Raw genomic sequence first — 24,575 nt, 5'->3', positions numbered from 1 at the left:
AGAAAAATCTTTCTTCGTGAAGGCGGCATTTGAGCAACAATCGATTGAATCGATTTTACTAATATTTGATAATCGAGGTGTTTTTCCGAAGCATTCCCTGCTTCCGAAGGCCGCTGCTCTTGGCTTTTGTTATATAGGGCTTTTAATTCCTCGCGGCTAAAATAATTGTATAGTTGGTTCTTGGCTATGGTATAAATATAGGCTTCCGCATTCTTTTCCAAATCGATATTCTGTCGATTCTCCCAGACTTTTAAAAAAGTAGATTGTACAATCTCTTCTGCCAGATACTGATTTCCATTGGAAAGGCCGATAATAAAATTATAGACTTTGCCACTCCATTCTTTGTATATTGTCTCAAAATGACTAGGATCGATCATATTGCATCAAATAATAAAGATTCATAGAATTTCAGCACAAATAAGAACTTCACTCTTTCATCATGAAGCCAATGGATGCAGAGCCTTTCCGTACTTGTAGAAATACAAACAAGCCGCAAATCACAACGCTCCAGAATATTTTTCTTTTCATAATAAAAAGGTTAACCAATATATTCGTTACTTACTCTACTTCTCATATAGAAGAGGTCTTTTGTTAACATGGTCTATAATAGTAGAACAAAACTAAGAAAGATTTCAATAAATAAGAAGTATTATGAATATATTTTTCCATAACGCGGGCTAAAAATAGTTACTATAATACACTTCAGTTAAAAAAAGAATATTTAACGAGCTATTGATNCGCCAGGTGCACCGCCGGGTAGCTAAGTCTGGCAGGGATAAGTGCTGAAAGCATCTAAGTACGAAGCCCTCCCCAAGATTAGATATCCCTTGAAGGGTGGTTATAGACGATGACCTTGATAGGCTGCAGGTGTAAGGGCAGTAATGTCCGAGCCGAGCAGTACTAATAGCCCGTGACTTTCTTTGAAAAGAAAAAAAAGGACGGCTTTAGACTCTGTATATTTACTTTATTGCGTCCGGTATGTTTATATAAAAGACAGGCTTACGTGAAGGCCTTTAAGAGGCCCGAGTGTGCAGGAGTGCATCACAAGGAATCGTAAGCGAAGCAATTCAGGTGGTTATAGCATCAGGGATCCACCTCTTCCCATTCCGAACAGAGAAGTTAAGCCTGATCGCGCCGATGGTACTGCGTCATAAGTGGGAGAGTAGGTCGCCGCCGTTTTTTGAAGACCGGGGAAGTTCACCCTCCGCAAGGAGCAAGAACTTCTCCGGTCTTTTTTGTGTTAAGGAGGGATTTGAAATTTATATCGTTTGTCATAGATAGAGGTCTTTTTTAAAGATATAATCTTCCATTAGGAAGCCTTTCCCTATGTCGATATTTTCTTCTCCGATAATCCTAAACCCGAGATGGGTATAGAAGTTCAGCGCTTTATTCATACGATTCATATTCAAAAGAATGGCTGTATCATTATTCTTTTTTGCTTCTTCGGCTACCTTATCTATTAATATTCGGCCTATACTCCGGCCATGGTACTCGGGTAATACATAGAGTTTGTGGATTTTTGTTTCGGGTCTTTCCTTATAATGAAGTTCATAGGACACGTATCCCTGAAAAACCGCAGAATCCTCTTCCTTAGCCAGAAGAAAGCGATGCTCTAATTGAAGCATCTGTTCTTTCAGGGCTGAAGCGCTATACATCCAATCGAGCATATATTCGCTTTGCTCCTCCGTTAATATGTTTAGATAAGCTTCAGGCCATGTTTTATAAGCGATCTCTCTGATAACGGGTATATGTTCTTCCTGAGCGGCTATTATTTTCATAGTATTATTGTTTGGGTTTAAAAATACGAAAAATGATTTGTTATTTGATTTGAAGGAAAACTTTTCTTTATAATATTGTTCTTGTTTAGCCGTTCTAAAAGAATATTGTATTTTTATCGACATGAATAGCATTTATGACTCCCGTCAATTACTGAAATATATCTTTATTGTCGTTGCAATGGTTATTGCGATCGGCTCTTTGGTTGTTTCCGACCGCCTGATCAAACAATTGGCGCAGGAAGAGCGCCAACGTATGGAAATATGGGCGGAAGCAACCCGTACGATTGCGAGCGAGACTTCTTCTACGGATATGACCCTTGTTCTGAAAATTATAGAAAGTAATACGACGATTCCGGTCATGCTTTGTAATGAGGAGAATGAAATCCTGACCCATAAGAATATGGAAATCCCCGAGCAAAGCAATGAAGAGGCTTTTCTTGCTGCGAAATTGAAGGAGTTGAAAATGAAAAATCCTCCGATTATTAATGATTTGCAAGACGGGACGGTGCAATATGTTTATTATGACGATTCGATTCTATTGAAACGTCTATTGATCTACCCTTATATCCAACTGTCCGTCGTGTTTGTTTTTATTCTCATCGCTTTCCTGGCATTGGCCAGTACGAAAAAAGCGGAACAGAATAAAGTATGGATCGGATTATCGAAGGAGACAGCCCATCAATTGGGTACCCCTATCTCATCGCTGATCGCCTGGATTGAATATTTAAAGACAAAAGAATTGGATGCCTCCTACTTGAGTGAGATGGAGAAAGATGTGGCAAGGCTCCAAACGATAGCCGAGCGTTTTTCGAAAATCGGTTCCAATCCGGATCCGGTGCCCTTGGATCTGAACCAATCGATCCGGCAGGCATGGGAGTATATGGAGAAACGTATTTCCCATAAGATAAAAGTAAATCTCAACTTACCATCCCAACCCGTGCTTGTCCTGATGAACGATTCTCTTTTTGCCTGGGTGATAGAGAACCTGACAAAAAATGCGGTAGACGCTATGGAGGGGCGGGGTGAGATAACCTTTCAGGTAGAAATACGGGAAAAGAAAGTCCGGATTGATGTAAGCGATACCGGCAAAGGATTACCCAAGTCCAAATTCAAGACTATTTTCCATCCGGGTTATACGACAAAAGCGCGAGGTTGGGGGTTAGGCCTTTCCCTTGTGAAAAGGATTATAGAATCTTATCCCGGAGGCCGGATTTTTGTAAAAAGTTCCGAAATAGGCAAAGGCACGACTTTCCGCATCGAGTTCCGGAAGTATAAAGAGTGATTATTTAAGACAGACTCTTTCTTAGGTTACCTATTTATAGCATTTTATTTGTCCGTATTTCGGAAGTCCCTTTCTGATTCATCCCTTTTTGTAAAAAAATTACAATCTTATGTTTTAATAGTCTTTGCCTTATCGGAAAAATCTTAGTCTTTAGAAATAGGTTGAGTGTAGAATCTACTTCTCATATAGAAGAGGTCTTTTGTTAACATGGTCTATAATAGTAGAACAAAACTAAGAAAGATTTCAATAAATAAGAAGTATTATGAATATATTTTTCCATAACGCGGGCTAAAAATAGTTACTATAATACACTTCAGTTAAAAAAAGAATATTTAACGAGCTATTGATAAAAGATAAATAACTCTTGGCTGAATATTTGTTTTTATTCCCCTTTACCTCTCTTTTTTTAATTCATGATCTCCAATAGATTTCTATAATTCATAATTACCGTTTCTACTTCTATATGAGAAGTAGAGTAAGTAACGAATATATTGGTTAACCTTTTTATTATGAAAAGAAAAATATTCTGGAGCGTTGTGATTTGCGGCTTGTTTGTATTTCTACAAGTACGGAAAGGCTCTGCATCCATTGGCTTCATGATGAAAGAGTGAAGTTCTTATTTGTGCTGAAATTCTATGAATCTTTATTATTTGATGCAATATGATCGATCCTAGTCATTTTGAGACAATATACAAAGAATGGAGTGGCAAAGTCTATAATTTTATTATCGGCCTTTCCAATGGAAATCAGTATCTGGCAGAAGAGATTGTACAATCTACTTTTTTAAAAGTCTGGGAGAATCGACAGAATATCGATTTGGAAAAGAATGCGGAAGCCTATATTTATACCATAGCCAAGAACCAACTATACAATTATTTTAGCCGCGAGGAATTAAAAGCCCTATATAACAAAAGCCAAGAGCAGCGGCCTTCGGAAGCAGGGAATGCTTCGGAAAAACACCTCGATTATCAAATATTAGTAAAATCGATTCAATCGATTGTTGCTCAAATGCCGCCTTCACGAAGAAAGATTTTTCTTTTAAGCAGAGAAAAACAATTTTCCAACAAACAAATAGCAGGAATATTGAGAATATCAGAAAATACGGTTGAATCGCAGATGAATAAAGCCTTAAAATTTCTTCGTAAAAAACTACAGACTTTAGGATATAGGGAAGGGCTAAAAGATCCATGGAGTTAATTTGTGTTAATTTGCGGGTCGGACATAACGGTTGCCTTTAGCTCACTTGTATACTAATCAAAATAAAAGGATTTCAAAACATAAAGTATCAGGGGATAAAGAGATGGAGGAAAAAACCCTTTCTAATGAAGAGCAGGTTATATTAAATGATTCAAATTCCAACCATTCATTGGATCAATGGTTGGAAGATTGTTGGCATGCTTCATCAATAGAAATGGATTGTGAAGTACAAGAAAAACTGTTCGAAACAATAAAATCAAGACAGTCGTTTAAAGAAAAACGTCCTTCTTCCCCACTGGGCGTTGGAGCCCATCAAATTTATTTGAAGATAAGCCGATATGCCGCTATTCTCGCTTTAATGTGTCTTACCGGGCTATGTGTGTATTACTATATGGAAAGAACAATGACAATAAAAGATTTGGTTGTCACTGTCAATAAAGGACAAAAAACGAATGTAACACTTCCGGACGGTTCTCTCGTCTGGATAAATTCCGATTCCAAGTTAAGTTACGGATCACGGTTTGATACAAAAGAACGGTTTGTGATCTTAGAAGGAGAGGCCTATTTTGATGTTGCGTATGACAAAAACAGGCCGTTTATAGTGGAAGCAAAAGGTATGCGAATCAAAGTTCACGGTACGGAATTTAATGTAAATACCAAACGTGAAAAAATGAGTGTTAGTTTGTTCTCAGGGTCGATTTCTCTTCAGTATGAGAATAAAGAAGGTTTGATAAAGCCGGGAGAAGTAGCTTATTGTTCCATTGCAGATAATACCATGGAAATTATGCGCAAAGATATTCGGTTGACTGCTTTATGGACACGGGATTATCTTCAGTTTGAAGGGCAATCTTTTAAAGAAATAGCGCCGTTCTTATCGGAATGGTATGGAGTAGAAATTATAGCAGACTCCAGCCTTTCACAAAAGGAAGCTTACACTTTTACGCTTAAGAATGAATCCTTGGAAGAGGTGTTAAAAATGATGTCAATGATTAATCCTATCTCTTATAAGTATGAAGGGATCGATAGAATTCGTGTTTTTCCATCAAAAAAAAATAACCATTAATTAGAATTGCCTATGATATAAAGATGCATGTATTATTGATTTTGTATTAACCTTATTATTTCCTTAAATATTTATTATATGAAAAAAACAGTCGTTAGAAAATCAATCTTTAGTCGATGCTTAATCGTTCCAGTTATAGCATTAATACTATCTTTTCAATCCTTTGCATTAAGTTATGCAAATCAAAAAGAGACCATAGTCTCTTTAGACTTGAAAAATATATCTTTACGCCAAGCGATTGAAGAAATTGAACAAATCAGTGGGTATACTTTCTTTTATGATGCGAATACAATTGATTTTTCAAAGAAAGTAAATCTCGATGCAAACAATGAAGAGCTTCATGCCGTTTTATCTGAAATGCTTTCTTCTGTAGATCTCGATTATGAAATAAGAGGCAAACAAATCGTTTTATATGCAAGAGAGAAAGCAAATTCAAGCATAAACCAACAGCAACAATCAATAAGAATTACAGGTGTTGTAAAAGACCAAAGAGGAGAAGCTATTATCGGAGCTTCGGTGACCGAAAAAGGAACGTCGAATGGGATTATTTCGGACATGGATGGAAAGTTCTCCTTGACTGTCCAACCAAACAGTACCGTTGAAATCTCTTATATAGGCTATCTAACCCAAACTTTTGTGGTGAAAGATGATACCCCTCTCAATGTAGTGATGAAAGAAAATGCACAGCAATTGAGTGAGGTGGTTGTTACGGGTTTTGGACTTGCACAGAAAAAGGAATCCTTGACCTCTGCCATATCGGTTATTGGGGCGGAAGATATCAGCCGTTCCAAAGCTTCAACCTCTTCCGGGGCTTTGGTTGGAAAAATTGCCGGTATTAACTCGCGCCAAGCAGATGGACGTCCCGGCAGTTCCACAACGATACAAATTCGTAATATGGGAACGCCTCTTTATGTAATAGATGGTATCCAATCGGATGAAGGACAATTTAATAATATTGATTTTAATGACATTGAAACTATTTCTGTCTTGAAAGATGCTTCCGCTTCTATTTACGGGGTTCGTGCTGCTAATGGAGTAGTAGTTGTAACGACGAAAAAAGGAACAAGAAATTCTAAGAATACCGTTACTTTGAATACTTATTATGGTTGGCAAAGTCTATATGCATTTCCTAAACCAGCAAATGCTGCGACTTATTTGACAAATTATATACAGTCGGAAACCGTTCAGGGTGTCACCAACTATCGGTATACAAAAGATGATTATGATAAATGGTTGCAAGGAACTGAGAAGGGGTATCAACCTTTCGACTGGTACGATTATATCTGGGAAGTTTCTCCTCAGACTTATGTCAATGCGAATGTGTCCGGTGGTTCGGATAAGATAAATTATTATTTGAGTGTCGGACATCTGGAGCAAGACGCAATCATTGTGAATTATGGAGGATTCGAGCGTACCAATGTACAAATGAATGTAAATGCGAATATTACCGATCGTTTGAAAATAGGAGGTGGCATGAACGGACGTATCGAAAAGAGGGAGAATCCAGGAGTTCCGGGAACGGACGATTATTGGCTTCCCCGTTTCGGGACTTATCGGAATCTACCGACAAAAAGACCTTTTGCCAACGATAACCCGAAGTATCCGACAATGACTTCGACGGAGGCCGGAACAAATTTTGCATGGTTGACTTATGATTTATCGGGTAAATACGAAGAAACATGGCGGGTGATGCAATTGAATTTTGATGCGGAGTATGATATTTTTGACGGATTAAAAGCGAAAGCAATGGTTAGTTATTATCTGGCCAATCAGCGCTTAGATAACCAGGAATATACCTATAAACTATATGGATATGATGAGGATACAGATACCTATCCGGTTATTTTCGAAAACACTAATCCTTGGAGAGAACGGACTCAGGGGTATGTTGAAGAGATTGCAACCAATATCCAACTTTCTTATAATAAGAAACTCGGAGATCATACCGTCGCAGCAGTTGTCGGAGCTGAATCTATTAAGCGCGATACACCAAGTACATGGGTACATTCAATACCTACCTCCAACGCCTTGCATTTAATTGACTATGAGACAATGGATACTTATAATGACACGGGCAATAATACACAAGCCAGACTCGGTTATATGGGGCGGTTTAACTATGATTATGCCGGAAAATATTTAGTTGAATTCTCCGGTCGATATGATGGCTCCTGGAAGTTTCCGCCGAATCACCGTTGGGGCTTCTTCCCGTCAGGGTCTGTTGGATGGAGAATCTCGGAAGAATCTTTTTGGCGTGAAAGTAAAATATCAAATATATTCAGTGACCTGAAACTTAGAGGTTCCTACGGACTATTAGGTGATGATAATGTCAGTGGTTATAATGCTTTCGACTACTTAAGTGGATATACGTACAAAAACGGAGGATCAGTTATCGATGGAACTTATACTATAGGGACTGTTCCCCGCGGCCTTCCTGTAACTACTCTATCCTGGATTAAAGCTAAAATATTAGACATTGGGTTCGATGCCAGTTTTTTCAACGGAAAACTAACCGGATCTTTTGATTTCTTCCGTCGTAAACGGACAGGGCTTCCTGCATCTAAATATGATATTTTATTACCATCAGAAGTTGGATTTAGCTTACCGCAAGAAAATTTGAATTCAGATGTACACAAAGGATATGATTTTGTAGTTAAATGGACTGATAACGTAGAGGATTTTAATTATTCAATTGGGGCAAATGTCACTTATTCCCGTTTCTATGATTGGGAACAATATAAACCCCGTTTCAGTAATTCATGGAATGTCTACCGTAACTCGATAGATCATCGCTATGGATACTTAAACTGGGGGTTAGAGTCGGATGGTCAATTCCAAAGTTGGGAGGAGATTGCAACATGGCCTATTGATAATGACAGACAAGGGAATAAGACTTTACGCCCGGGCGATATAAAATATGTGGATCAAAATGGTGACAAAGTAATTAACGGAATGGATGAACGCCCCATTGGATATCGTCAGGATTCCACTCCTGTTTTGAACTTCGGCTTAAACTTCTCATTCCAATGGAAAGGTTTTGATTTAGCGTTTGACTTAACAGGCGGCGCCATGTCCACCTGGTATCAGGAATATGAACAGCGTAATCCATTCCATGATGGTGGTAATAATCCCCAGTATTATATGGAGAATACATGGCATCTTGCTGACATCTGGGATGCCAACAGTGAATTAATTCCTGGGAAGTATCCGATGTTGTTAATCGGTAATAGCAGTCACAGTAATTATTGGAATAGTGATTTCTGGAAGAAGAATGTAAAATATATCAAATCGAGGAATCTTGAATTCGGATATAATGTACCTAAGCCCATTCTTGATAAACTTGCGATTTCTAATGTCCGATTGTACGTTGCAGGGCAAAACCTGTTTGGCTTAACAAACTTAAAAGGTGTAGATCCTGAGATAAACGACACCAATGGATTGACCTATCCGACCATGCGGATTATCAATGTTGGTTTAACTCTTAAATTCTAAATAAAATGAAAATAAAAAATATAGTGATAGCCACTCTGGCCATATTAGCAACCTTAAGTAGCTGTTCAGACTTTTTAGACAGGGATCCTGATACAATTTTGACCGATGATCAGGTTTTCGGGGATGCAGTTATGATCAAATCCGTTCTTTCTAATTTCTATGGGAGAATAACCTGGGGGCAACATATTGATGATACATATCTATATACAATTTTAGACGAAGCTTCTAAGTCAGATGGAGGACCGGACACCAGACAAGATTTCGAGAACGACCGTTGGCGGGTATATGATTATACTTTGCTCCGTAATTTAAACCAATTTTTAAAAGGTGTGCGTGAAACAAACGTTTTGGATGCTGATACCCAAAAGGAAATTGAAGGAGAGGCTCGTTTTATTAGAGCGTGGCTTTACTTTAATATGTGTAGAGGAATGGGAGGTATGCCAATCGTGGGTGATGAGGTGTTTGATTATGCTCCCGGAATGGATATTACTGCTTTACAATATGCCCGTTCAACAGAAGCGGAATTATATGATTACATCATCTCCGAATGTGAAGCTATTAAAAATTTTCTTCCAACAGATCCTACGATAAATGCTGCAAGAGCAACCAAATGGGCGGCATTGATGTTGAAAGCCCGCGCTGCTGTATATGCAGGTTCAATCGCAAATTATAATAATAAAATGCCTACTCCGATAAGAACTGCCGGGGGAGAAGTGGGTATCCCGGCTAATCTTGCAAATCAGTATTATGAGACCGCTTTGTCTGCTGCGGAAGAAGTTATAAATGGAGGAAAGTATCAGCTTCAACTGACAAAGCCGGATGATCGGGGGCGGAATTTTTATGAAGCTCTTTCCGTAAAAGAAAATAACAAAGAGGTTATTTGGGCACGAGATTATAAATATCCGGGACAAACGAATGGGTTTACACAATCCAATATTCCGGCATCTCACGCTGAAGATATTGACCGTTGTTATGCCGGTCCGATATTGAATCTGGTGGAAGATTTTGAATATATAAATGACCGGAATGGAGAGATTAAAACGACAGATGCGAATGGTAATTATATCTTTTATGATAAACCGGAAGATGCCTTTGCCAATAAAGATCCCCGTTTATGGGGTACTGTTATCTATCCGGGAGCAGTATTCAAGGGAACTCCTGTTGTTTTACAAGCAGGGCAGAAATATTTAGATAATGGAGTATGGAGGGTGAGGACAAGTGAACCCGGTGAAAAAGATGGAAACGGTCTTCTCATTACATCGGTTAACGGACCTACGACAACTAATAATCAGTTTGTAAATAAGTCCGGCTTTTTCTTCCGTAAATTTCTAGATGAAACGCCATCTGCTTCTACCCGTGGGCGTAGAAGCGATATGTGGTTTCCCCGTTTTCGTTTTGCTGAAGCAGTGATGATTGCTGCGGAAGCTTCTTTCGAACTTGGGCAAGCAGCTAAATCCCTGACTTATATAAATCAGATTCGTGAGCGGGCAGGTATTCAAAACTTAACATCTGTTACATTTGAAGATGTTGTCCAAGAGTATCGTGTGGAATTTGCTTTTGAAGATCATCGTTATTGGGATTTAAAACGATGGAGATTGGCTGACAAAATATGGAATGGAATCCAGAACGATCCGAATGCACAGCAATTTGCTTTATTCCCTTATTTAGTGAATATGCCGGGAAATGCAAATGACGGCAAGTGGATTTTTGATAAATTCCCAACGCATATGTCACCTTATCCAAGATATTTTCAAATGAGGAATTATTATAATTTTATTGATCAGGGGTGGATTAATAATAATCCTAAATATGTAAAAAATCCATATCAATAAATAATGAAACGAACTTATAAATAAGAACCCTGCGTCAAAAGGTGACGCTGTTTACGGTGAGTTTTATATATACCTTTTAAATCAATTATTCATATGAAACTATATAAATATTTCTTATTAATATCTGTTGCCGCATTTACGATTAGCAGTTGTGGGCTCGATAATTACGATGAACCAAAATCAAAGATATTTGGGAAGATTACTTACAATGGGGAAATGTTGAATCTACGGGGAACCGGAGAAGCGGTGCAAGTGCAACTTTATCAGGATGGATATGAACTGAGGGACAATATTACGGCCTATGTAGGGCAGGACGGAACTTTTGAGGCGCTTCTTTTTGATGGTGAATATAAAGTTGTAACTAAAGATAATAATGGACCTTGGGTTAATTCGAGAGATACGGTAGTTGTGAATTTAAAGGGAACAACCGAGGTCGAACTGAAGGTGACTCCTTATTTTACCATCTCTAATGAATCTTTTTCATTATCCGGATCTAATTTGAACACGGCATTTAGTATTAACCAAGTTGTAAATACAGCGCAGATTGATTATGTAACCTTATTGGTTAGCAGAACTTCTTTTGTCGATGATGTTAACAATATTGCTCGTAAGGATTTTAAAGATCAAAAGGCTGGGACAGTGACTTTGTCAATGGATATGTCAGATAACAAAGATTTCGCTTCAGCTGCCGCTCTATTTGCAAGAGTTGGCGTACGGACTGTAGGTGCAGATCAGGCTATTTATTCAAAAATTGTACGGATAAAATAGCAATAATTTAAAACAGAAGGGCTATCTTTAGCCTCCGTTTGTGAGGAAGAGATAGCCCTAATTAATAATATATCATGAGAAAAATAGCTGTGTTTTTATTGCTTCTGTCTTTTTTTCTGTCCTCTTGCGTACAAGTAAAAGAAACAAAAACGTATACTCCGGCTGCGAATAATGCCCTTCGAGCTCCGGCTTATCCTTTAGTAACGATCGATCCTTACGCAAGTGCCTGGTCATTTGCTGATAAGCTGAATGAGGACGCGGTGCGCCATTGGACGGGCAAAGAACATCCCCTGATTGGGGCGGTACGGGTGGATGGTAAGTCTTACCGTTTTTTGGGTAAGGTACAACCTCCGTTACAGACCATCCTGCCGACAGCTCAAAGTAACAAGTGGGAAGCTGCTTATACAGAGAAACAACCGTCCGGTGACTGGAAAGCTCCTGCTTATTCAGATGCCGACTGGAAAAAAGGTACGGGTGCTTTTGGCACAAAAGACCAACCAAATTTAGCGACTCCCTGGGAGAGCAAAGACATCTGGGTACGCCGTTCTTTTGAATTGGCGGACGATCTAAATGCGAAAAAAATCATTCTGGAGTATTCACATGATGATATATTTGAATTATATATTAATGGAATAAAGGTCGTTGCTACGGACTATACATGGAAAAACAATGTTTTAACCGACTTGTCCGACGAAGTAAAAGCCACACTGAAGAAGGGAAAGAATGTGATCGCTGCCCACTGTCATAATAAGACCGGAGGAGGGTATGTCGATTTTGGTCTGTTTACCCTGCCTGAAGAGGCAGATCCTTTTGAAACAGCGGCGACGCAAACAGCTGTTGTGGCAATGCCGACGCAGACATATTATACGTTTGAATGTGGGGGAATCCAGTTGGATGTCATTTTCACGGCTCCTTTCTTGATGGATGATCTGTATGCAATGACTTCTCCTTATAATTATATTACGTATCAAGCCCGTTCGATCGATGGAAAATCGCATGAGGTACAAGTCTATCTGGAAGCCACTCCCCAGTGGGCAGTTAATTCCGAATCACAAAAGGTTACGTTTGAAAAAATAGACAAAGGAGGAATGACTTTCCTGAAAACCGGAACGGAAGAACAGGCTATCTTGGGTAAGAAAGGAGATGATGTCCGGATTGACTGGGGCTATTTCTATCTGGGCGGCAAAGAGTCTGCACAGACAAAAATGAAGCTCGGTGATTATTATACGATCAAGAAAGAGTTTGCTTCAACCGGTAGTTTCTCCGGAGAATCCGGTGAACTTTCTTCCAATATGAGAGAACGGATGAGCGTGCTTGCTTATACGGATGATCTTGGCAAAGTCTCTTCAAAGAATAGCCAGGGATATTTCTTAATCGGATATGACGATCTTTATTCTATCCAGTACTTTGGAGAAAACCTTTTACCTTATTGGAAACGTGGTGGAAAGGTCGACATTTATACTGCTTTCGCTGATGGTTATCAATCTTACGCCGATATCATGGAACGTTGCGACTCGGTCGATGCAAAGTTGATGAAAGAAGGGGTTGAAGCGGGTGGACAGAAATATGCCGAACTTTGTGCATTAGCCTACCGTCAGTCAATAGCAGCGCATAAGTTGGTCACAGACAAAGAGGGTAATCTCCTTTTCCTGTCGAAAGAAAATTTCAGTAACGGTTCGATCGGAACCGTGGATATCACATATCCTTCGGCTCCTCTGTTCCTGATTTATAACCCCGAATTGTTGAAGGGAATGATGAACCCTATCTTCTACTTCAGTGAAAGCGGGAAATGGACCAAACCTTTCGCGGCACACGATGTCGGCACTTATCCGTTAGCGAACGGACAGACTTATGGAGGAGACATGCCGGTAGAAGAATGCGGTAATATGCTCATCTTGACGGCTGCTATTGCCGCGGTGGAGGGAAATGCGGATTATGCGGCCAAACATTGGACAGTGTTGACAACTTGGGCCGATTACTTGATGAAAGAAGGTTTGGATCCGGCCAACCAACTTTGTACGGATGATTTTGCCGGGCATTTTGCCCATAATGCAAATCTTTCCGTTAAGGCGATCGAAGGAATTGCCGGTTATGGGAAATTGGCGGAAATTCTGGGGAAGAAAGACATCGCGACCAAATACCTGGATGCCGCCAGGGAGATGGCCTCCCAATGGATCAAGATGGCGGATGATGGGGATCATTACCGGCTGACTTTCGACAAAGCCGGGACCTGGAGCCAGAAATACAATCTGATCTGGGATCAACTGTTGGGCCTGAATATTTTCCCGAAAGAGGTCGCCGAAAAGGAATTAGCCTATTATCTGACTAAGCAAAATACGTATGGCCTGCCGTTGGATAACCGTGAAGATTATTCGAAATCCGATTGGATCCTTTGGTCAGCCTGCCTGACGGGTTCTCCCGAGCACTTCGACGCCTTGATGCAACCGGTCTGGAAATATGCAGACGAAACGCCTTCACGCGTACCGATGAGCGACTGGTATTTCACTTCGACGGCCAAGCAGCGCGGCTTCCAGGCCCGTTCCGTTGTCGGAGGCTATTTTATGCGGCTGCTGCAACACAGGTTGGAGAATAAAAAATAAGAATCATCATTATACATAACTTAAATTCGAATAACAATGAACAAGACTTTCCTACTATTATTAACCTTCTGTGTAACAATAAGTGCTGGTGCGCAATGGAAACCGGCGGGTGACAAAATAAAGACGTCATGGGCCGAAAAAGTAGATCCGCAGAGCGTCTTGCCGGAATACCCCCGTCCATTGATTGAGCGTGGAGAATGGCAGAATCTGAATGGCCTGTGGAGCTATGCGGTCGCACCGAAAGGCCAAGCGGAACCGACGGCTTTCGACGGACAGATTTTGGTACCTTTTGCGATCGAATCCTCTTTATCCGGAGTGCAGAAAGAAGTAGGTGAAGCCAATGAACTTTGGTACAAACGTGAATTTACGATTCCTTCTTCCTGGAAAAATCGCTCGGTCATACTTAATTTCGGTGCGGTAGACTGGAAAACAGATGTCTTTGTGAATGATATCTTGATAGGCTCCCATGAAGGCGGTTATACTCCTTTCTCCTTTGATATTACCCCTTATTTATCCTCTCAAGGGAAACAAAAACTGGTCGTCCGTGTTTGGGATCCTACCGATAAAGGATACCAAGCAATCGGGAAACAACGGGTAAAACCGGAAGGAATCTGGTACACTTCCGTCACCGGGATCTGGCAAACCGTCTGGATCGAGCCGGTTGCAGAAAACCATATTACCACCCTCAAAACGATTCCGAACATCGACAACGGGACGTTGGCCGTAACGGTTACGACCTCCGTGCCCTGCCGGACGTCTGACATCATTTCTGTTGAGCTCCTGGATAAAGGTAAGGTCTTGGCGACAGCCAAAGGCGTTGCGGGGAAAGAACTTCGCCTGGCGGTTTCCAATCCGACCCTTTGGGATACGGAAAACCCTTATCTCTATGACCTGAAAATCTCTGTGCTTTCATCGGGTAAGAAGACGGATGAAGTGAAGTCCTACGCCGCTTTCCGTAAGATATCCGCGAAACGGGATGCCAATGGTTTGATGCGCATGCAGCTTAATAACAAAGATTTATTCCAATACGGCCCGTTGGATCAAGGTTGGTGGCCGGATGGACTTTATACGGCTCCGACCGACGAGGCTTTACTTTATGATATCAAAAAGACTAAAGAATGGGGTTTCAATATGATCCGCAAACATGTGAAGGTGGAGCCTGCCCGTTGGTATACGCATTGTGACCGGGAAGGGATCCTCGTTTGGCAGGATATGCCGAGCGGTGATTTCGGAAATAACTGGGAACCGCATGTATATGGCGGCGGAACGGATAAAAAGCGTTCGGAGCAATCGATCGCTCATTACTATCAGGAATGGAAGGAGATTATGGACCTTTGTGCCTCCAATCCTTCGGTTGTCGTTTGGGTACCGTTTAATGAGGCATGGGGGCAGTTCGATACCGAGAAGGTAGTAGCCTGGACAGCGAATTACGATCCTTCCCGCCTGGTTAATCCGGCAAGTGGAGGGAATCACCGTCCTTGCGGCGATATCCTCGACCTGCATAACTATCCCGGACCCCGGATGTTCCTCTTTGACGCGGCGCGTGTCAATGTGCTGGGTGAATACGGAGGTATTGGCTTGCCATTAACGGATCACCTTTGGATGAAAGACCGGAACTGGGGATATATCCAGTTTAAAAATAGCGATGAAGTTACGGCCGAATATGTGAAATATGCAAAGCAGTTGCAGGATTTGGTGAAACGTGGATTTTCCGCTGCCGTTTATACGCAGACAACGGATGTAGAAGGAGAAGTGAACGGCCTGATGACGTATGACCGTAAGCAGATCAAAATCAACGAGGCGGCTGTTCGTCAGGCAAATCAAGAGGTGATTAAAGAGTTGAATCCATAATTCCAGACGTATGAGTTTCTATTCGAACATAGTCTCGGTTGCTGTCGGAGGGCTGTTTTTTCTATCTTGCTCTTCCGGTAAGACCGGCTCGCTAACCGTCGAGATGGTTGACCGGCCGGATGTTACGGTAGAAAATGTAAATTACCAGGGAAACCGCACTCCTCTGAAACCGTTGAACTTTATCAAGTTGCCGGTTGGAGATGTTATACCGGCCGGATGGGTACATGAGTATTTGGTCCTGCAGAAAAACGGATTGACCGGCAAGTTGGGGGAAATCAGTGCCTGGCTGGAGAAAAACGACAACGCTTGGTTGAAGTCGGGAGGGGAACATGGATGGGAAGAGGTGCCTTATTGGCTCAAAGGCTACGGTAATCTCGCCTATATCCTGAAAGATACGGCAATGATTGCCGAAACGATGGTTTGGGTAAATGCCGCTCTGAACAGCCAGCAACCGAATGGCTATTTCGGACCGGAGAATATCCGGAACGGGAAACGTGAACTCTGGGCCAATATGATTATGCTTTGGTGCTTGCAGTCCTATTACGAATATTCGAAAGACCAGCGGGTAATCGACTTGATGACTCGTTATTTTAAATGGCAGTTGACTGTCCCGGATGAAGATTTCCTGAAAGATTACTGGGAAAATAGTCGCGGAGGAGATAATCTGCTAAGTGTCTATTGGCTTTATAATATTACGGGAGACTCTTTCTTATTGGATCTGGCCCGGAAAATCCACCGGAATACAGCTAACTGGGAAGATAAATCACGCCTTCCCAACTGGCATAATGTAAATATCGCGCAGAGTTTCCGGGAACCAGCGTCGTATTATATGCTTTCAGGTGATTCTGTGGATCTGGAAGCCAGTTATAATGTGCACCGCCTCGTACGCCGTGTATTCGGACAAGTACCGGGCGGCATGTTCGGCGCGGACGAAAATGCCCGGCTTGCCTATATCGATCCTCGGCAGGGAACGGAGACTTGCGGCTTTGTCGAACAGATGGCTTCCGACGAATGGATGCTGCGCATCACCGGCGATCCGTTCTGGGCGGATCATTGCGAGAATGTGGCATTCAACTCCTATCCGGCGGCCGTAATGCCCGACTTTAAGGCTTTGCGTTATATCACTTCCCCGAATCAGGTCGTAAGCGATTCCAAGAATCACCATCCGGGGATTGATAATAATGGTCCTTTCCTGGCTATGAATCCGTTCAGCAGCCGTTGTTGTCAGCATAACCATTCGCAGGGCTGGCCTTATTTTGCCGAACATCTTGTGTTGGCCTCTCCGGACAATGGGTTGGCGATTGCTCTCTACAGCGCTTGCGAGGCCAAAGCGAAGGTCGGAAGCAAAGGCGTCGAGGTTCGCCTCGTCGAGGAAACGAATTATCCTTTCGAGGAGGCGATCCGTTTCACACTGCATGCGCCGGAACTGGTGGAATTTCCGCTCTATCTCCGTATTCCTTCCTGGTGCGAAGGCGCCTCCGTTTCGGTGAACGGAAAGGATATCCGGATTTCACCGGAAGCCAATAAATACGTCCGCTTGCAAAACCTGTGGAAAGACGGCGACCGGATTACGTTGAATCTCCCGATGCATCTCTCCGTTGACCGCTGGGCGGTCAACCAAAACAGTGCCAGCGTCAATTACGGCCCGTTGACTTTCTCCCTTCTAATCGGAGAGGAGTATAGGAAAGTGAAAAGTGACGAGACGGCGATTTCTGACTCCAAATGGCAGAAGGGGGCGGATGCGAACGCCTGGCCGACGTATGAGATCTATCCGGAAACCGTATGGAATTACGCTTTGCTGCTGCCGGAAGACAATCTGTTAAAATACATCGAGGTCGTCCGGAAAGAATGGCCGGGCGATAACTTCCCGTTCGCGATTCAAAATGCGCCGATCCGATTGAAAGCGAAAGGCCGCAAAGTGCCTTCGTGGACGCTCGACGACACCGGCCTGTGCGATGTCCTACCGCCCGAAACCGTGCAGAAGTCGGATACCCTGGAAGACCTGACGCTCATCCCGATGGGTGCCGCCCGGCTGCGTATCTCGGCCTTCCCGGTCGTCGGAAAGTAGATCCGGGAAAAAGAGGATTCTTTATAGCCGAGGATTTAATTTTTAGAAGTATCGAAAATGACAATCTTAGAGGTTCGGTTGGCTCAAAAGGAAGAGATTGATACCCTGATGGAGATGTTCGATTATTCCAGGAACCTGATGAGGCAGGCGGGGAATATGGTGCAATGGACGAACGGCTACCCGAAGAAAGACCTGATCTTAGAAAGCATTGGAAGGCACGAACAATATGCATTTGTCCGGGAGGGAGTGTTAGTCGGAACCTTCTGTTTTATACTTGGAGAGGATCCTTTTTATAAATACATAGAGAACGGTGAATGGCTCAATGACCTGCCTTACGGAGTCATTCACCGGATCGCCTCCAACGGCAAAGCGAAAGGGATCGCCGAAGCCTGCTTCCGCTGGTGCTTCGGCTGCCATCCCAATATCAGGGTAGACACCCACGAGACGAACGGAGCTATGAGGCACGTCCTCGCAAAGTTGGGATACACCGAATGCGGCACGGTCTACGTCGCAGACGGCACCCCGCGCTTAGCCTTCCAAAAAACGTCGGGGAGATCGGGATAAGGGAACCCGTATTAAATATTCGCAAAAGTTGATTTCTCATTTGCTTAATTGTATCCAATACGCTACATTTGATCATCATCTCATTCTTTCAAAGAAGATATTACTCTTGAATGGTTTTCTAAAGAAATCCACGAAAGACTACTGCAAACAAATAAAGGTTGCAGAACGGATATTAAAAGAATTTGAGTTATGAGAAAGTTAGATGAAAATAAGTTAGCTAAGTTGCATACAGCAGGTGAACTCCTGAATAATAAATATGGAGAGCTTGGGACAGAAGGACGTACCGCTTTTCATGAGAAGTCAATTGCATGGTATTATGGTGAAATACTACGTGACCGGCGGAAGCAACTAAAGATAACCCAGCAGGAGTTGGCGGAAAAGGTTGGTACAGCAAGAAGCCACATTGCCCGTGTGGAAAAGAGAAAAATAGATATTCAGCTTTCGAGTTTCTTCCGCATTGCGCGTGCTCTCGGAATCGAGTTTACCCCTACATTCTTATGAGAGATTGCCTTTTCTTTTTATAAATTGCCCCAACCTTATGAGTCTTATCTTTAATAGATTCTGTTTTATTATACTGCCGGGAGGCTCATGCCGGTGATTTTACGATAGAGATCGAGCGCATAGACGTCAGTCATTCCGGAGATGTAATCAAGGACACATTGTATCTTGCCGTAGGTCGTAGGGGCGTGGATGTCGTATTGCTCGGGTACCCGTTTCAATAATAGTTTGCTGTAGGCATGATCGGGGGAAAGCACCGCTTCAATCAGCGTATTGATTAAACTGCTGAAGATATGATAACCGGCCAGCTCGATGTCGACGACTTCATTGGCTTTGTAGATTTTCCGGTAGGCCGTTTCGGTGCAAGTCTCATATGCCTTTCTGGCTTGATCGCAGATTTGTTGGATCAGGGAACCTTCGAAAGCGCCGGCCAGGAGTTTCTCTTCGTTCTCCATGAAAACGCGGGAACACTCATCCACCAAATGGCCGATGATGCTGGAGCGCAGGTAGGCGATCTGTTCGTTCGTGTCATCCACCATGCTCATAACCTGTTTGATATGCTTCAAGCGCTCCTCGTCGAAGAAATTGAGCAAGAGTTCAATCGTCTCTTCGCTTGTCAGGATACGTAGTTTGTGCGCATCCTCGATATCCATGATTTGATAGCAGATATCATCGGCAGCTTCTACGAGATAAACCAATGGATAGCGGGCGTATATAGGGCGCACCGGGTCAATCCGGCGAATGCCTAACTCCTCGGCGATGTGGGTATATGTCTCTTCTTCAGTTTGGAAGAATCCGAACTTGCCTTTGGGGGAAAGATCCGAACTGTAAGGATATTTGACGATCGAAGCCAGGGTGCTGTAGGTAAGAGCGAAGCCGCCTTTGCGCCGACCGATGAACTGGTGTGTCAGCAACCGCATGGCGTTGGCGTTTCCTTCGAAATGGATGAAATCCTCCCAGCGGTCTCCGTTATTGCGTACTTCCCATTCCAGGCGCTGCCCGCTTCCTTCGGAAAAGTAAGAGGAGATGGCCCGTTCGCCGGAATGGCCGAAAGGAGGGTTTCCCATGTCGTGCGCCAGGCAGGCTGCCGAAACGATCGATCCGATTTCCGGAAAATTAACGCTTCCGCCGGGGTATTTCTGCATCAGTTCCTTGGATACGTTATTTCCCAGCGAACGGCCTACGCAGGAGACCTCCAAGCTATGCGTCAGCCGGTTGTGTACGAAAATGCTTCCCGGAAGCGGGAATACCTGCGTCTTGTTCTGCAGCCGGCGAAACGGGGAGGAAAAAATCAGGCGGTCGTAATCGCGCTGGAAATCGGTTCGTTCATGCTTGCGTTCATGATATTCCTCCATTCCAAAACGTTTCCCGGAAAGTAATTGTGACCAATTCATCATGTTGTCCGTCTTATTGTTCTGTAAAGAATCCAGACAAAGATAAACATTATAAGATCAATTCTCCCTTTCCCTGACGGATGATTTCGAAATCGGAAGCAGTACAGTCTATCACCGTGGAGGCCTCCGTTCCGCCATAGCCTCCGTCGATCACCATATCGACCTGGTTCTCATATTTCTCATGAATCAATTCGGGATCCGTGGTGTATTCGATAATTTCGTCCTCGTCATGGATAGAGGTGGTAAGGATCGGATTGCCTAACTGGCGGACCAGTTCGCGGATAATATTGTTGTCCGGGACACGGATACCCACTTCTTTTCTGTTCTTGTAGATCTTCGGCAACTCGCTGCTGGTCGGCAGGATAAAAGTAAAAGGCCCGGGCAGGTTCTTTTTCATCAACTTGAAAGCGGGATTGCTCACCTTGGCGTATTCGCTCAGGTTGGACAAATCGTAACAGATGATGGAAAGGTTGCTCTTGTTGGGGTTAATCCCTTTCATTTGGCAAATTTTCTCTACCGCCCGTACATTCAATGCGTCACAACCCATGGCGTAGACAGTATCCGTCGGATAGATAATCAGTCCGCCGTCCTTTAATATGTTCAATACTTTCTCGACCTCCCTTTGATTAGGATTCTCCGGATATATCTTCAGCAACATAGGTTCGTGGTTTTATAATTATAAGTAAATAGTCATTAAATAAAGCAGTCGACAAATATACCTTTTTTGTTTGATATACTCATCAACTGCTTCGGGAATCTATAGGGTTCCGAGTGAAATTAACCGTAAATGATTTTTCCGTTTTCGTCCTTGTAATCTTCCAGCCCCTTGCTGTATTGGGTGATTGCCCGGAGGCTCATTCCCATGCTTGAGAATCCGCCGTCATGGTAAAGATTCTGCATTGTTACCTTGCGGGTCAGGTCGGAAAACAGCGTAATGCAATAGTCCGCGCATTCGTCCGCATCCGCATTTCCCAGCGGGCTCATACGGTTGGCAAAGTCCATCAGGTGCTCCATTCCTTTTACACCGCTACCTGCCGTCGTTAGCGTCGGGGATTGGGAAATCGTATTGACGCGCACGTTCTTTTCACGCCCGTAGATATAACCGAAACTGCGGGCAATGGATTCCAGCAGGCTTTTGGCGTCAGCCATGTCGTTATAACCGAAGAAGGTACGCTGTGCCGCTACATAAGACAATGCGACAACAGAGCCGTATTCGGCAATGGCGTCCTGCTTTTTGGCAACCTGCAGCATTTTATGAAAAGAGATGGCTGAAATATCCAATGTCTTGTCCAGCATGGAATAATCCAGATCATCATAAGGATGTTTCTTCCGGACATTCGGACTCATGCCGATGGAGTGGAGTACGAAATCTATTTTACCTCCGAGAATATTTACGGAATTGGAGAATACGACCTCCAGGTCTTCCACATTTGTTGCATCCGCAGGGATCACCTCCGCTTTTATCTTTTCGGCTAATGCATTGACTTCTCCCATGCGTACGGCCACCGGCGTGTTGCTTAACGTTACCGTTGCGCCTTCTTCTACCGCCCTTTCGGCCACTTTCCAGGCAATGGACATTTCATTCAACGCCCCGAAAATTATTCCTCTTTTGCCTTTCAATAAATTATAACTCATACCTGATTAATTTATGATTATGGCACAAAAATACGTTTTTTGTGCAATATTCAGGCATAAATAAGGAAGAATCGTATCATTCCCTGTAATAAACCCTCTTTACACGGGGGGAAATAGAAGTCAGGATTTCGTAAGGAATCGTCCCCAGTTTGTCGGCCAATTCGCTCACAGGCAGGTCGTCGCCGAAGATGATGACGGGGTCTCCTTCGTTTGCTTTCACGTCGGTGACGTCGGCCATACAGGTATCCATGCATATGTTTCCGATGATAGGACACCTTTTCCCCTGGATGAGTACTTCCCCTATGCCGTTGCTTAGATGGCGGTCCAGCCCGTCGGCGTATCCGACCGGGACAATTGCTATCCGCGAATCGCGATGCACATAGCTGCGGCGGCTATATCCGATGGAGTCGCCGGCCGGAACCTGTTGGATCTGCAGGATGGTCGACTTCAGGGAACTGATGTTCTGCAACTTCCCGTCGCTTACTCCGGAGGAACTGATGCCATAAAGGGAGATGCCGAGGCGAACCATATCCATTTGGTATTCGGGGAAACGCTCGATACCCGCCGAGTTGAGGATATGTTTGATGACCGGGTAGTCAAGCTCCCGCTCCAACTCTTTCGCAGTGGCCGTAAACAGATTTATCTGATGAAGGGTAAACTCGTCGTGCTCCGGAGAGTCGCTTCCCACCAGATGTGAGAAGACCGAACGGACAGCCAATCCGCTTTGTTCTTTCAGGCGTTTGCAGAGCGCCTCGACCTCTTTGAGTTGGAATCCCAGGCGGTGCATGCCGGTATCGATCTTGACATGAATCGGGTAGGAGGTCAGTCCGCGTCGTTCCGTCTCTTTGATCAACGCATTCAGCAGGCGGAAGCTGTAGACTTCCGGCTCCAATTGATGATCGAACAGTTGGTTAAAGCTGTTAAATTCCGGATTCATCACCAGGATCGGAATGGAAATCCCCTCTTTGCGGAGGTCGGCCCCTTCGTCGGCCACTGCTACCGCAAGGCAGTCGCAGCGATGTTCCTGCAGGCTCTTGGCCAGCTCGAACGAACCGGCTCCGTAGCCGAACGCTTTGACCATGCAGGTGATTTTTGTTTCCGGTTTCAGAAGGGATCGGAAATAGTTATAATTATGGATGAGCGCATCCAGGTTGACTTCCAAGATCGTTTCATGCACTTTTTTCTCCAGTAGTTCCGTTATCTTTTCGAAATGAAACCGGCGCGAGCCTTTGAGCAGGATCATCTCATTCCGGAATGACTTGAGTAGGGGGGATTGGAGGAACTCTTCGGTGGTCAGGAAGAAATCCGCTTCCATTCCGGAAAAGGCGCTGCTGCATTCCTTGATATCCCGTCCGATTCCGATGATATGATTTGCTTTTTTCCGTTGTAGCAAGTCAGCTACTTTCCGATAAAGCGATTTGGGCAAGGCGCCGGACTGCAGGATGTCGGATAGGATCACCGTGCTCTTCAATTGTTCTCCCATGCAGCGGCTTTGCAGGAAATCCAGGGCGATGGATAATGAATTGATGTCCGAATTATAGGTGTCATTGATCAGGTGGCAATTATTGATCCCCTGTTTGATTTCCAGGCGCATGGCAACTGGTTCCAGTCGCGTAAACTTTTCTACGTCGTTTACGCTCGTCGGCTTCAGGTAAAGCATGAGGGCGATACAATGGATGGCGTCCTCGATCGAGGCGTCGTCGGTGAACGGAATACGGATCACCCGTTCATATCCAAGCAAAGTACAATGGATAATCGACTCCGTTTCTTTCTTTTCGATCTTTTCGATGAATAGGGGCGCTTCGGAATCGACCCTGCTCCATCCGATGGCCTTATGCGAAAGGCAGGCGGCCTCGATGCAGTCGGACAGAAAGGAGTCGTCGCCGTTATAGATAATGGCTTCGCTGTCTTTGAAAAGCGTCAGCTTTTCGAGACATTTTTGTGTGGGAGAAACGAAGTTTTCCTGATGGGCCTCACCGATGTTTGTAATAATCCCGATGGTCGGTTGGATGATCAACTGCAGCTTCTCCATCTCGTCGGGGAAGGAAATCCCGGCTTCGAAGATGCCCAATGTATGTTTTTCGTTCATCTGCCAGATCGAAAGCGGAACGCCGATCTGGGAATTGAAACTTCTCGGCGAACGGACGATATTGAACTCGCCATGGAGCAATTGATATAGAAACTCCTTGACGACGGTTTTCCCGTTGCTGCCCGTAATACCGATGACCGGGATATGGAAATGGTTCCGGTGGGCAATCGCCAGTTTCTGTAATGCTTGGAGCGTGTCTTTAACCAGGAGGAAGTTGGCTCCCGGCATTTTCTTCGCATCTTCCGGCAGTTGCGTCACCACGAAGTTGCGGACGCGTAAAGTGTATAAATCACGGATATATTTATGCCCGTCGTTCGTTTTGGTCCGGATCGCAAAGAAAAGGCTATAATCCGGAAAAGAAAGCGTACGGCTGTCTGTCAATAAAAAACGAATTTCAGCAGGGTAGAAAGTCTTATTTTCAGCTCCTATAATCTCTGCAATCTCATGAATAGTGTAAACCATAT

At 43.6% G+C, this 24,575-nt stretch carries 17 protein-coding genes and 1 rRNA gene; 12 read left to right on the top strand and 6 right to left on the bottom strand.

Going from position 1 to position 24,575, the window contains the following annotated elements:
• Window positions 1-377 (bottom strand): sigma-70 family RNA polymerase sigma factor (locus BQ8014_RS17910; RefSeq protein WP_139785168.1); only part of this gene is annotated, 377 nt, incomplete at its 3' end.
• A 690-nt stretch (window positions 378-1,067) separates the two neighbouring features.
• On the opposite strand from BQ8014_RS17910, the gene rrf reads away from it, so the two are divergent.
• A 5S ribosomal RNA gene (gene rrf, locus BQ8014_RS17905) occupies window positions 1,068-1,179 on the top strand.
• Between the two features lie 92 nt (window positions 1,180-1,271).
• On the opposite strand, the gene BQ8014_RS17900 is transcribed toward rrf, so the two are convergent.
• Window positions 1,272-1,778: a GNAT family N-acetyltransferase gene (locus BQ8014_RS17900; protein ID WP_080906049.1), complete on the bottom strand. Its 507-nt coding sequence runs from the start codon at window positions 1,776-1,778 to the stop codon at window positions 1,272-1,274.
• Window positions 1,779-1,899: 121 nt separating this feature from the next.
• Between BQ8014_RS17900 and BQ8014_RS17895 the strand changes: the two genes are divergently transcribed.
• The 11 genes from BQ8014_RS17895 to BQ8014_RS17845 all read left to right on the top strand — a co-directional run bounded on the left by BQ8014_RS17895 (window position 1,900) and on the right by BQ8014_RS17845 (window position 18,996).
• Entirely contained in the window at window positions 1,900-3,060 is a 1,161-nt protein-coding gene (locus tag BQ8014_RS17895; protein WP_080905552.1) for a sensor histidine kinase, read from the top strand.
• Between the two features lie 660 nt (window positions 3,061-3,720).
• Window positions 3,721-4,257 (top strand): RNA polymerase sigma-70 factor, encoded by a 537-nt coding sequence (locus tag BQ8014_RS17890; protein WP_080905551.1) that lies wholly within the window; start codon window positions 3,721-3,723, stop codon window positions 4,255-4,257.
• A 103-nt stretch (window positions 4,258-4,360) separates the two neighbouring features.
• Entirely contained in the window at window positions 4,361-5,320 is a 960-nt protein-coding gene (locus tag BQ8014_RS17885; protein WP_139785149.1) for a FecR family protein, read from the top strand.
• A gap of 78 nt (window positions 5,321-5,398) precedes the next feature.
• Window positions 5,399-8,812 (top strand): TonB-dependent receptor, encoded by a 3,414-nt coding sequence (locus tag BQ8014_RS17880; RefSeq protein ID WP_080905549.1) that lies wholly within the window; start codon window positions 5,399-5,401, stop codon window positions 8,810-8,812.
• A 5-nt stretch (window positions 8,813-8,817) separates the two neighbouring features.
• Window positions 8,818-10,644, top strand: coding sequence for a RagB/SusD family nutrient uptake outer membrane protein (locus BQ8014_RS17875; RefSeq protein ID WP_080905548.1), 1,827 nt, complete (start codon window positions 8,818-8,820; stop codon window positions 10,642-10,644).
• A 93-nt stretch (window positions 10,645-10,737) separates the two neighbouring features.
• Complete coding sequence (locus BQ8014_RS17870) at window positions 10,738-11,412, top strand: DUF3823 domain-containing protein (RefSeq protein WP_080905547.1); 675 nt, start codon at window positions 10,738-10,740, stop codon at window positions 11,410-11,412.
• 74 nt (window positions 11,413-11,486) lie between these two features.
• Window positions 11,487-14,012: a glutaminase domain-containing protein gene (locus tag BQ8014_RS17865; RefSeq protein WP_080905546.1), complete on the top strand. Its 2,526-nt coding sequence runs from the start codon at window positions 11,487-11,489 to the stop codon at window positions 14,010-14,012.
• Window positions 14,013-14,048: 36 nt separating this feature from the next.
• Complete coding sequence (locus BQ8014_RS17860) at window positions 14,049-15,863, top strand: glycoside hydrolase family 2 protein (protein ID WP_080905545.1); 1,815 nt, start codon at window positions 14,049-14,051, stop codon at window positions 15,861-15,863.
• 10 nt (window positions 15,864-15,873) lie between these two features.
• A complete protein-coding gene (locus BQ8014_RS17855; protein WP_080905544.1) occupies window positions 15,874-17,931 on the top strand; it encodes a beta-L-arabinofuranosidase domain-containing protein in 2,058 nt (685 codons plus the stop codon).
• A 57-nt stretch (window positions 17,932-17,988) separates the two neighbouring features.
• Window positions 17,989-18,495 (top strand): GNAT family N-acetyltransferase, encoded by a 507-nt coding sequence (locus tag BQ8014_RS17850; RefSeq protein ID WP_080905543.1) that lies wholly within the window; start codon window positions 17,989-17,991, stop codon window positions 18,493-18,495.
• Window positions 18,496-18,684: 189 nt separating this feature from the next.
• Complete coding sequence (locus BQ8014_RS17845; RefSeq protein WP_080905542.1) at window positions 18,685-18,996, top strand: helix-turn-helix domain-containing protein; 312 nt, start codon at window positions 18,685-18,687, stop codon at window positions 18,994-18,996.
• A 68-nt stretch (window positions 18,997-19,064) separates the two neighbouring features.
• On the opposite strand, the gene dgt is transcribed toward BQ8014_RS17845, so the two are convergent.
• The 4 genes from dgt to BQ8014_RS17825 form a co-directional block, all read right to left on the bottom strand.
• On the bottom strand, window positions 19,065-20,387 hold the full coding sequence (dgt, locus tag BQ8014_RS17840) for a dGTP triphosphohydrolase (protein WP_080906048.1): 1,323 nt from the start codon (window positions 20,385-20,387) through the stop codon (window positions 19,065-19,067).
• Window positions 20,388-20,436: 49 nt separating this feature from the next.
• Entirely contained in the window at window positions 20,437-21,045 is a 609-nt protein-coding gene (locus BQ8014_RS17835; RefSeq protein WP_080905541.1) for an L-threonylcarbamoyladenylate synthase, read from the bottom strand.
• 119 nt (window positions 21,046-21,164) lie between these two features.
• Entirely contained in the window at window positions 21,165-22,022 is an 858-nt protein-coding gene (locus BQ8014_RS17830; RefSeq protein WP_080905540.1) for an enoyl-ACP reductase FabI, read from the bottom strand.
• Between the two features lie 76 nt (window positions 22,023-22,098).
• Window positions 22,099-24,573, bottom strand: coding sequence for a bifunctional UDP-N-acetylmuramoyl-tripeptide:D-alanyl-D-alanine ligase/alanine racemase (locus tag BQ8014_RS17825; protein WP_080905539.1), 2,475 nt, complete (start codon window positions 24,571-24,573; stop codon window positions 22,099-22,101).
• Window positions 24,574-24,575 lie beyond the last annotated feature (2 nt).

Origin of the sequence: Parabacteroides sp. Marseille-P3160, from assembly GCF_900162725.1 — a bacterium.
Taxonomy (GTDB): Bacteria; Bacteroidota; Bacteroidia; order Bacteroidales; family Tannerellaceae; genus Marseille-P3160.
The sequence above is the reverse complement of the archived record's forward strand: the minus strand, read 5'-3'. Positions and strand labels throughout refer to the sequence as shown.

Coding starts and splice junctions, on each gene's coding strand:
- BQ8014_RS17875 (WP_080905548.1), top strand. CDS start 8,818: ATGAAAATAAAAAATATAGTGATAGCCACTCTGGCCATATTAGCAACC.
- BQ8014_RS17880 (WP_080905549.1), top strand. CDS start 5,399: ATGAAAAAAACAGTCGTTAGAAAATCAATCTTTAGTCGATGCTTAATC.
- BQ8014_RS17825 (WP_080905539.1), bottom strand. CDS start 24,573: ATGGTTTACACTATTCATGAGATTGCAGAGATTATAGGAGCTGAAAAT.
- BQ8014_RS17870 (WP_080905547.1), top strand. CDS start 10,738: ATGAAACTATATAAATATTTCTTATTAATATCTGTTGCCGCATTTACG.
- BQ8014_RS17865 (WP_080905546.1), top strand. CDS start 11,487: ATGAGAAAAATAGCTGTGTTTTTATTGCTTCTGTCTTTTTTTCTGTCC.
- BQ8014_RS17850 (WP_080905543.1), top strand. CDS start 17,989: ATGACAATCTTAGAGGTTCGGTTGGCTCAAAAGGAAGAGATTGATACC.
- BQ8014_RS17890 (WP_080905551.1), top strand. CDS start 3,721: ATGATCGATCCTAGTCATTTTGAGACAATATACAAAGAATGGAGTGGC.
- BQ8014_RS17860 (WP_080905545.1), top strand. CDS start 14,049: ATGAACAAGACTTTCCTACTATTATTAACCTTCTGTGTAACAATAAGT.
- BQ8014_RS17830 (WP_080905540.1), bottom strand. CDS start 22,022: ATGAGTTATAATTTATTGAAAGGCAAAAGAGGAATAATTTTCGGGGCG.
- dgt (WP_080906048.1), bottom strand. CDS start 20,387: ATGAATTGGTCACAATTACTTTCCGGGAAACGTTTTGGAATGGAGGAA.
- BQ8014_RS17845 (WP_080905542.1), top strand. CDS start 18,685: ATGAGAAAGTTAGATGAAAATAAGTTAGCTAAGTTGCATACAGCAGGT.
- BQ8014_RS17900 (WP_080906049.1), bottom strand. CDS start 1,778: ATGAAAATAATAGCCGCTCAGGAAGAACATATACCCGTTATCAGAGAG.
- BQ8014_RS17835 (WP_080905541.1), bottom strand. CDS start 21,045: ATGTTGCTGAAGATATATCCGGAGAATCCTAATCAAAGGGAGGTCGAG.
- BQ8014_RS17855 (WP_080905544.1), top strand. CDS start 15,874: ATGAGTTTCTATTCGAACATAGTCTCGGTTGCTGTCGGAGGGCTGTTT.
- BQ8014_RS17895 (WP_080905552.1), top strand. CDS start 1,900: ATGAATAGCATTTATGACTCCCGTCAATTACTGAAATATATCTTTATT.
- BQ8014_RS17885 (WP_139785149.1), top strand. CDS start 4,361: ATGGAGGAAAAAACCCTTTCTAATGAAGAGCAGGTTATATTAAATGAT.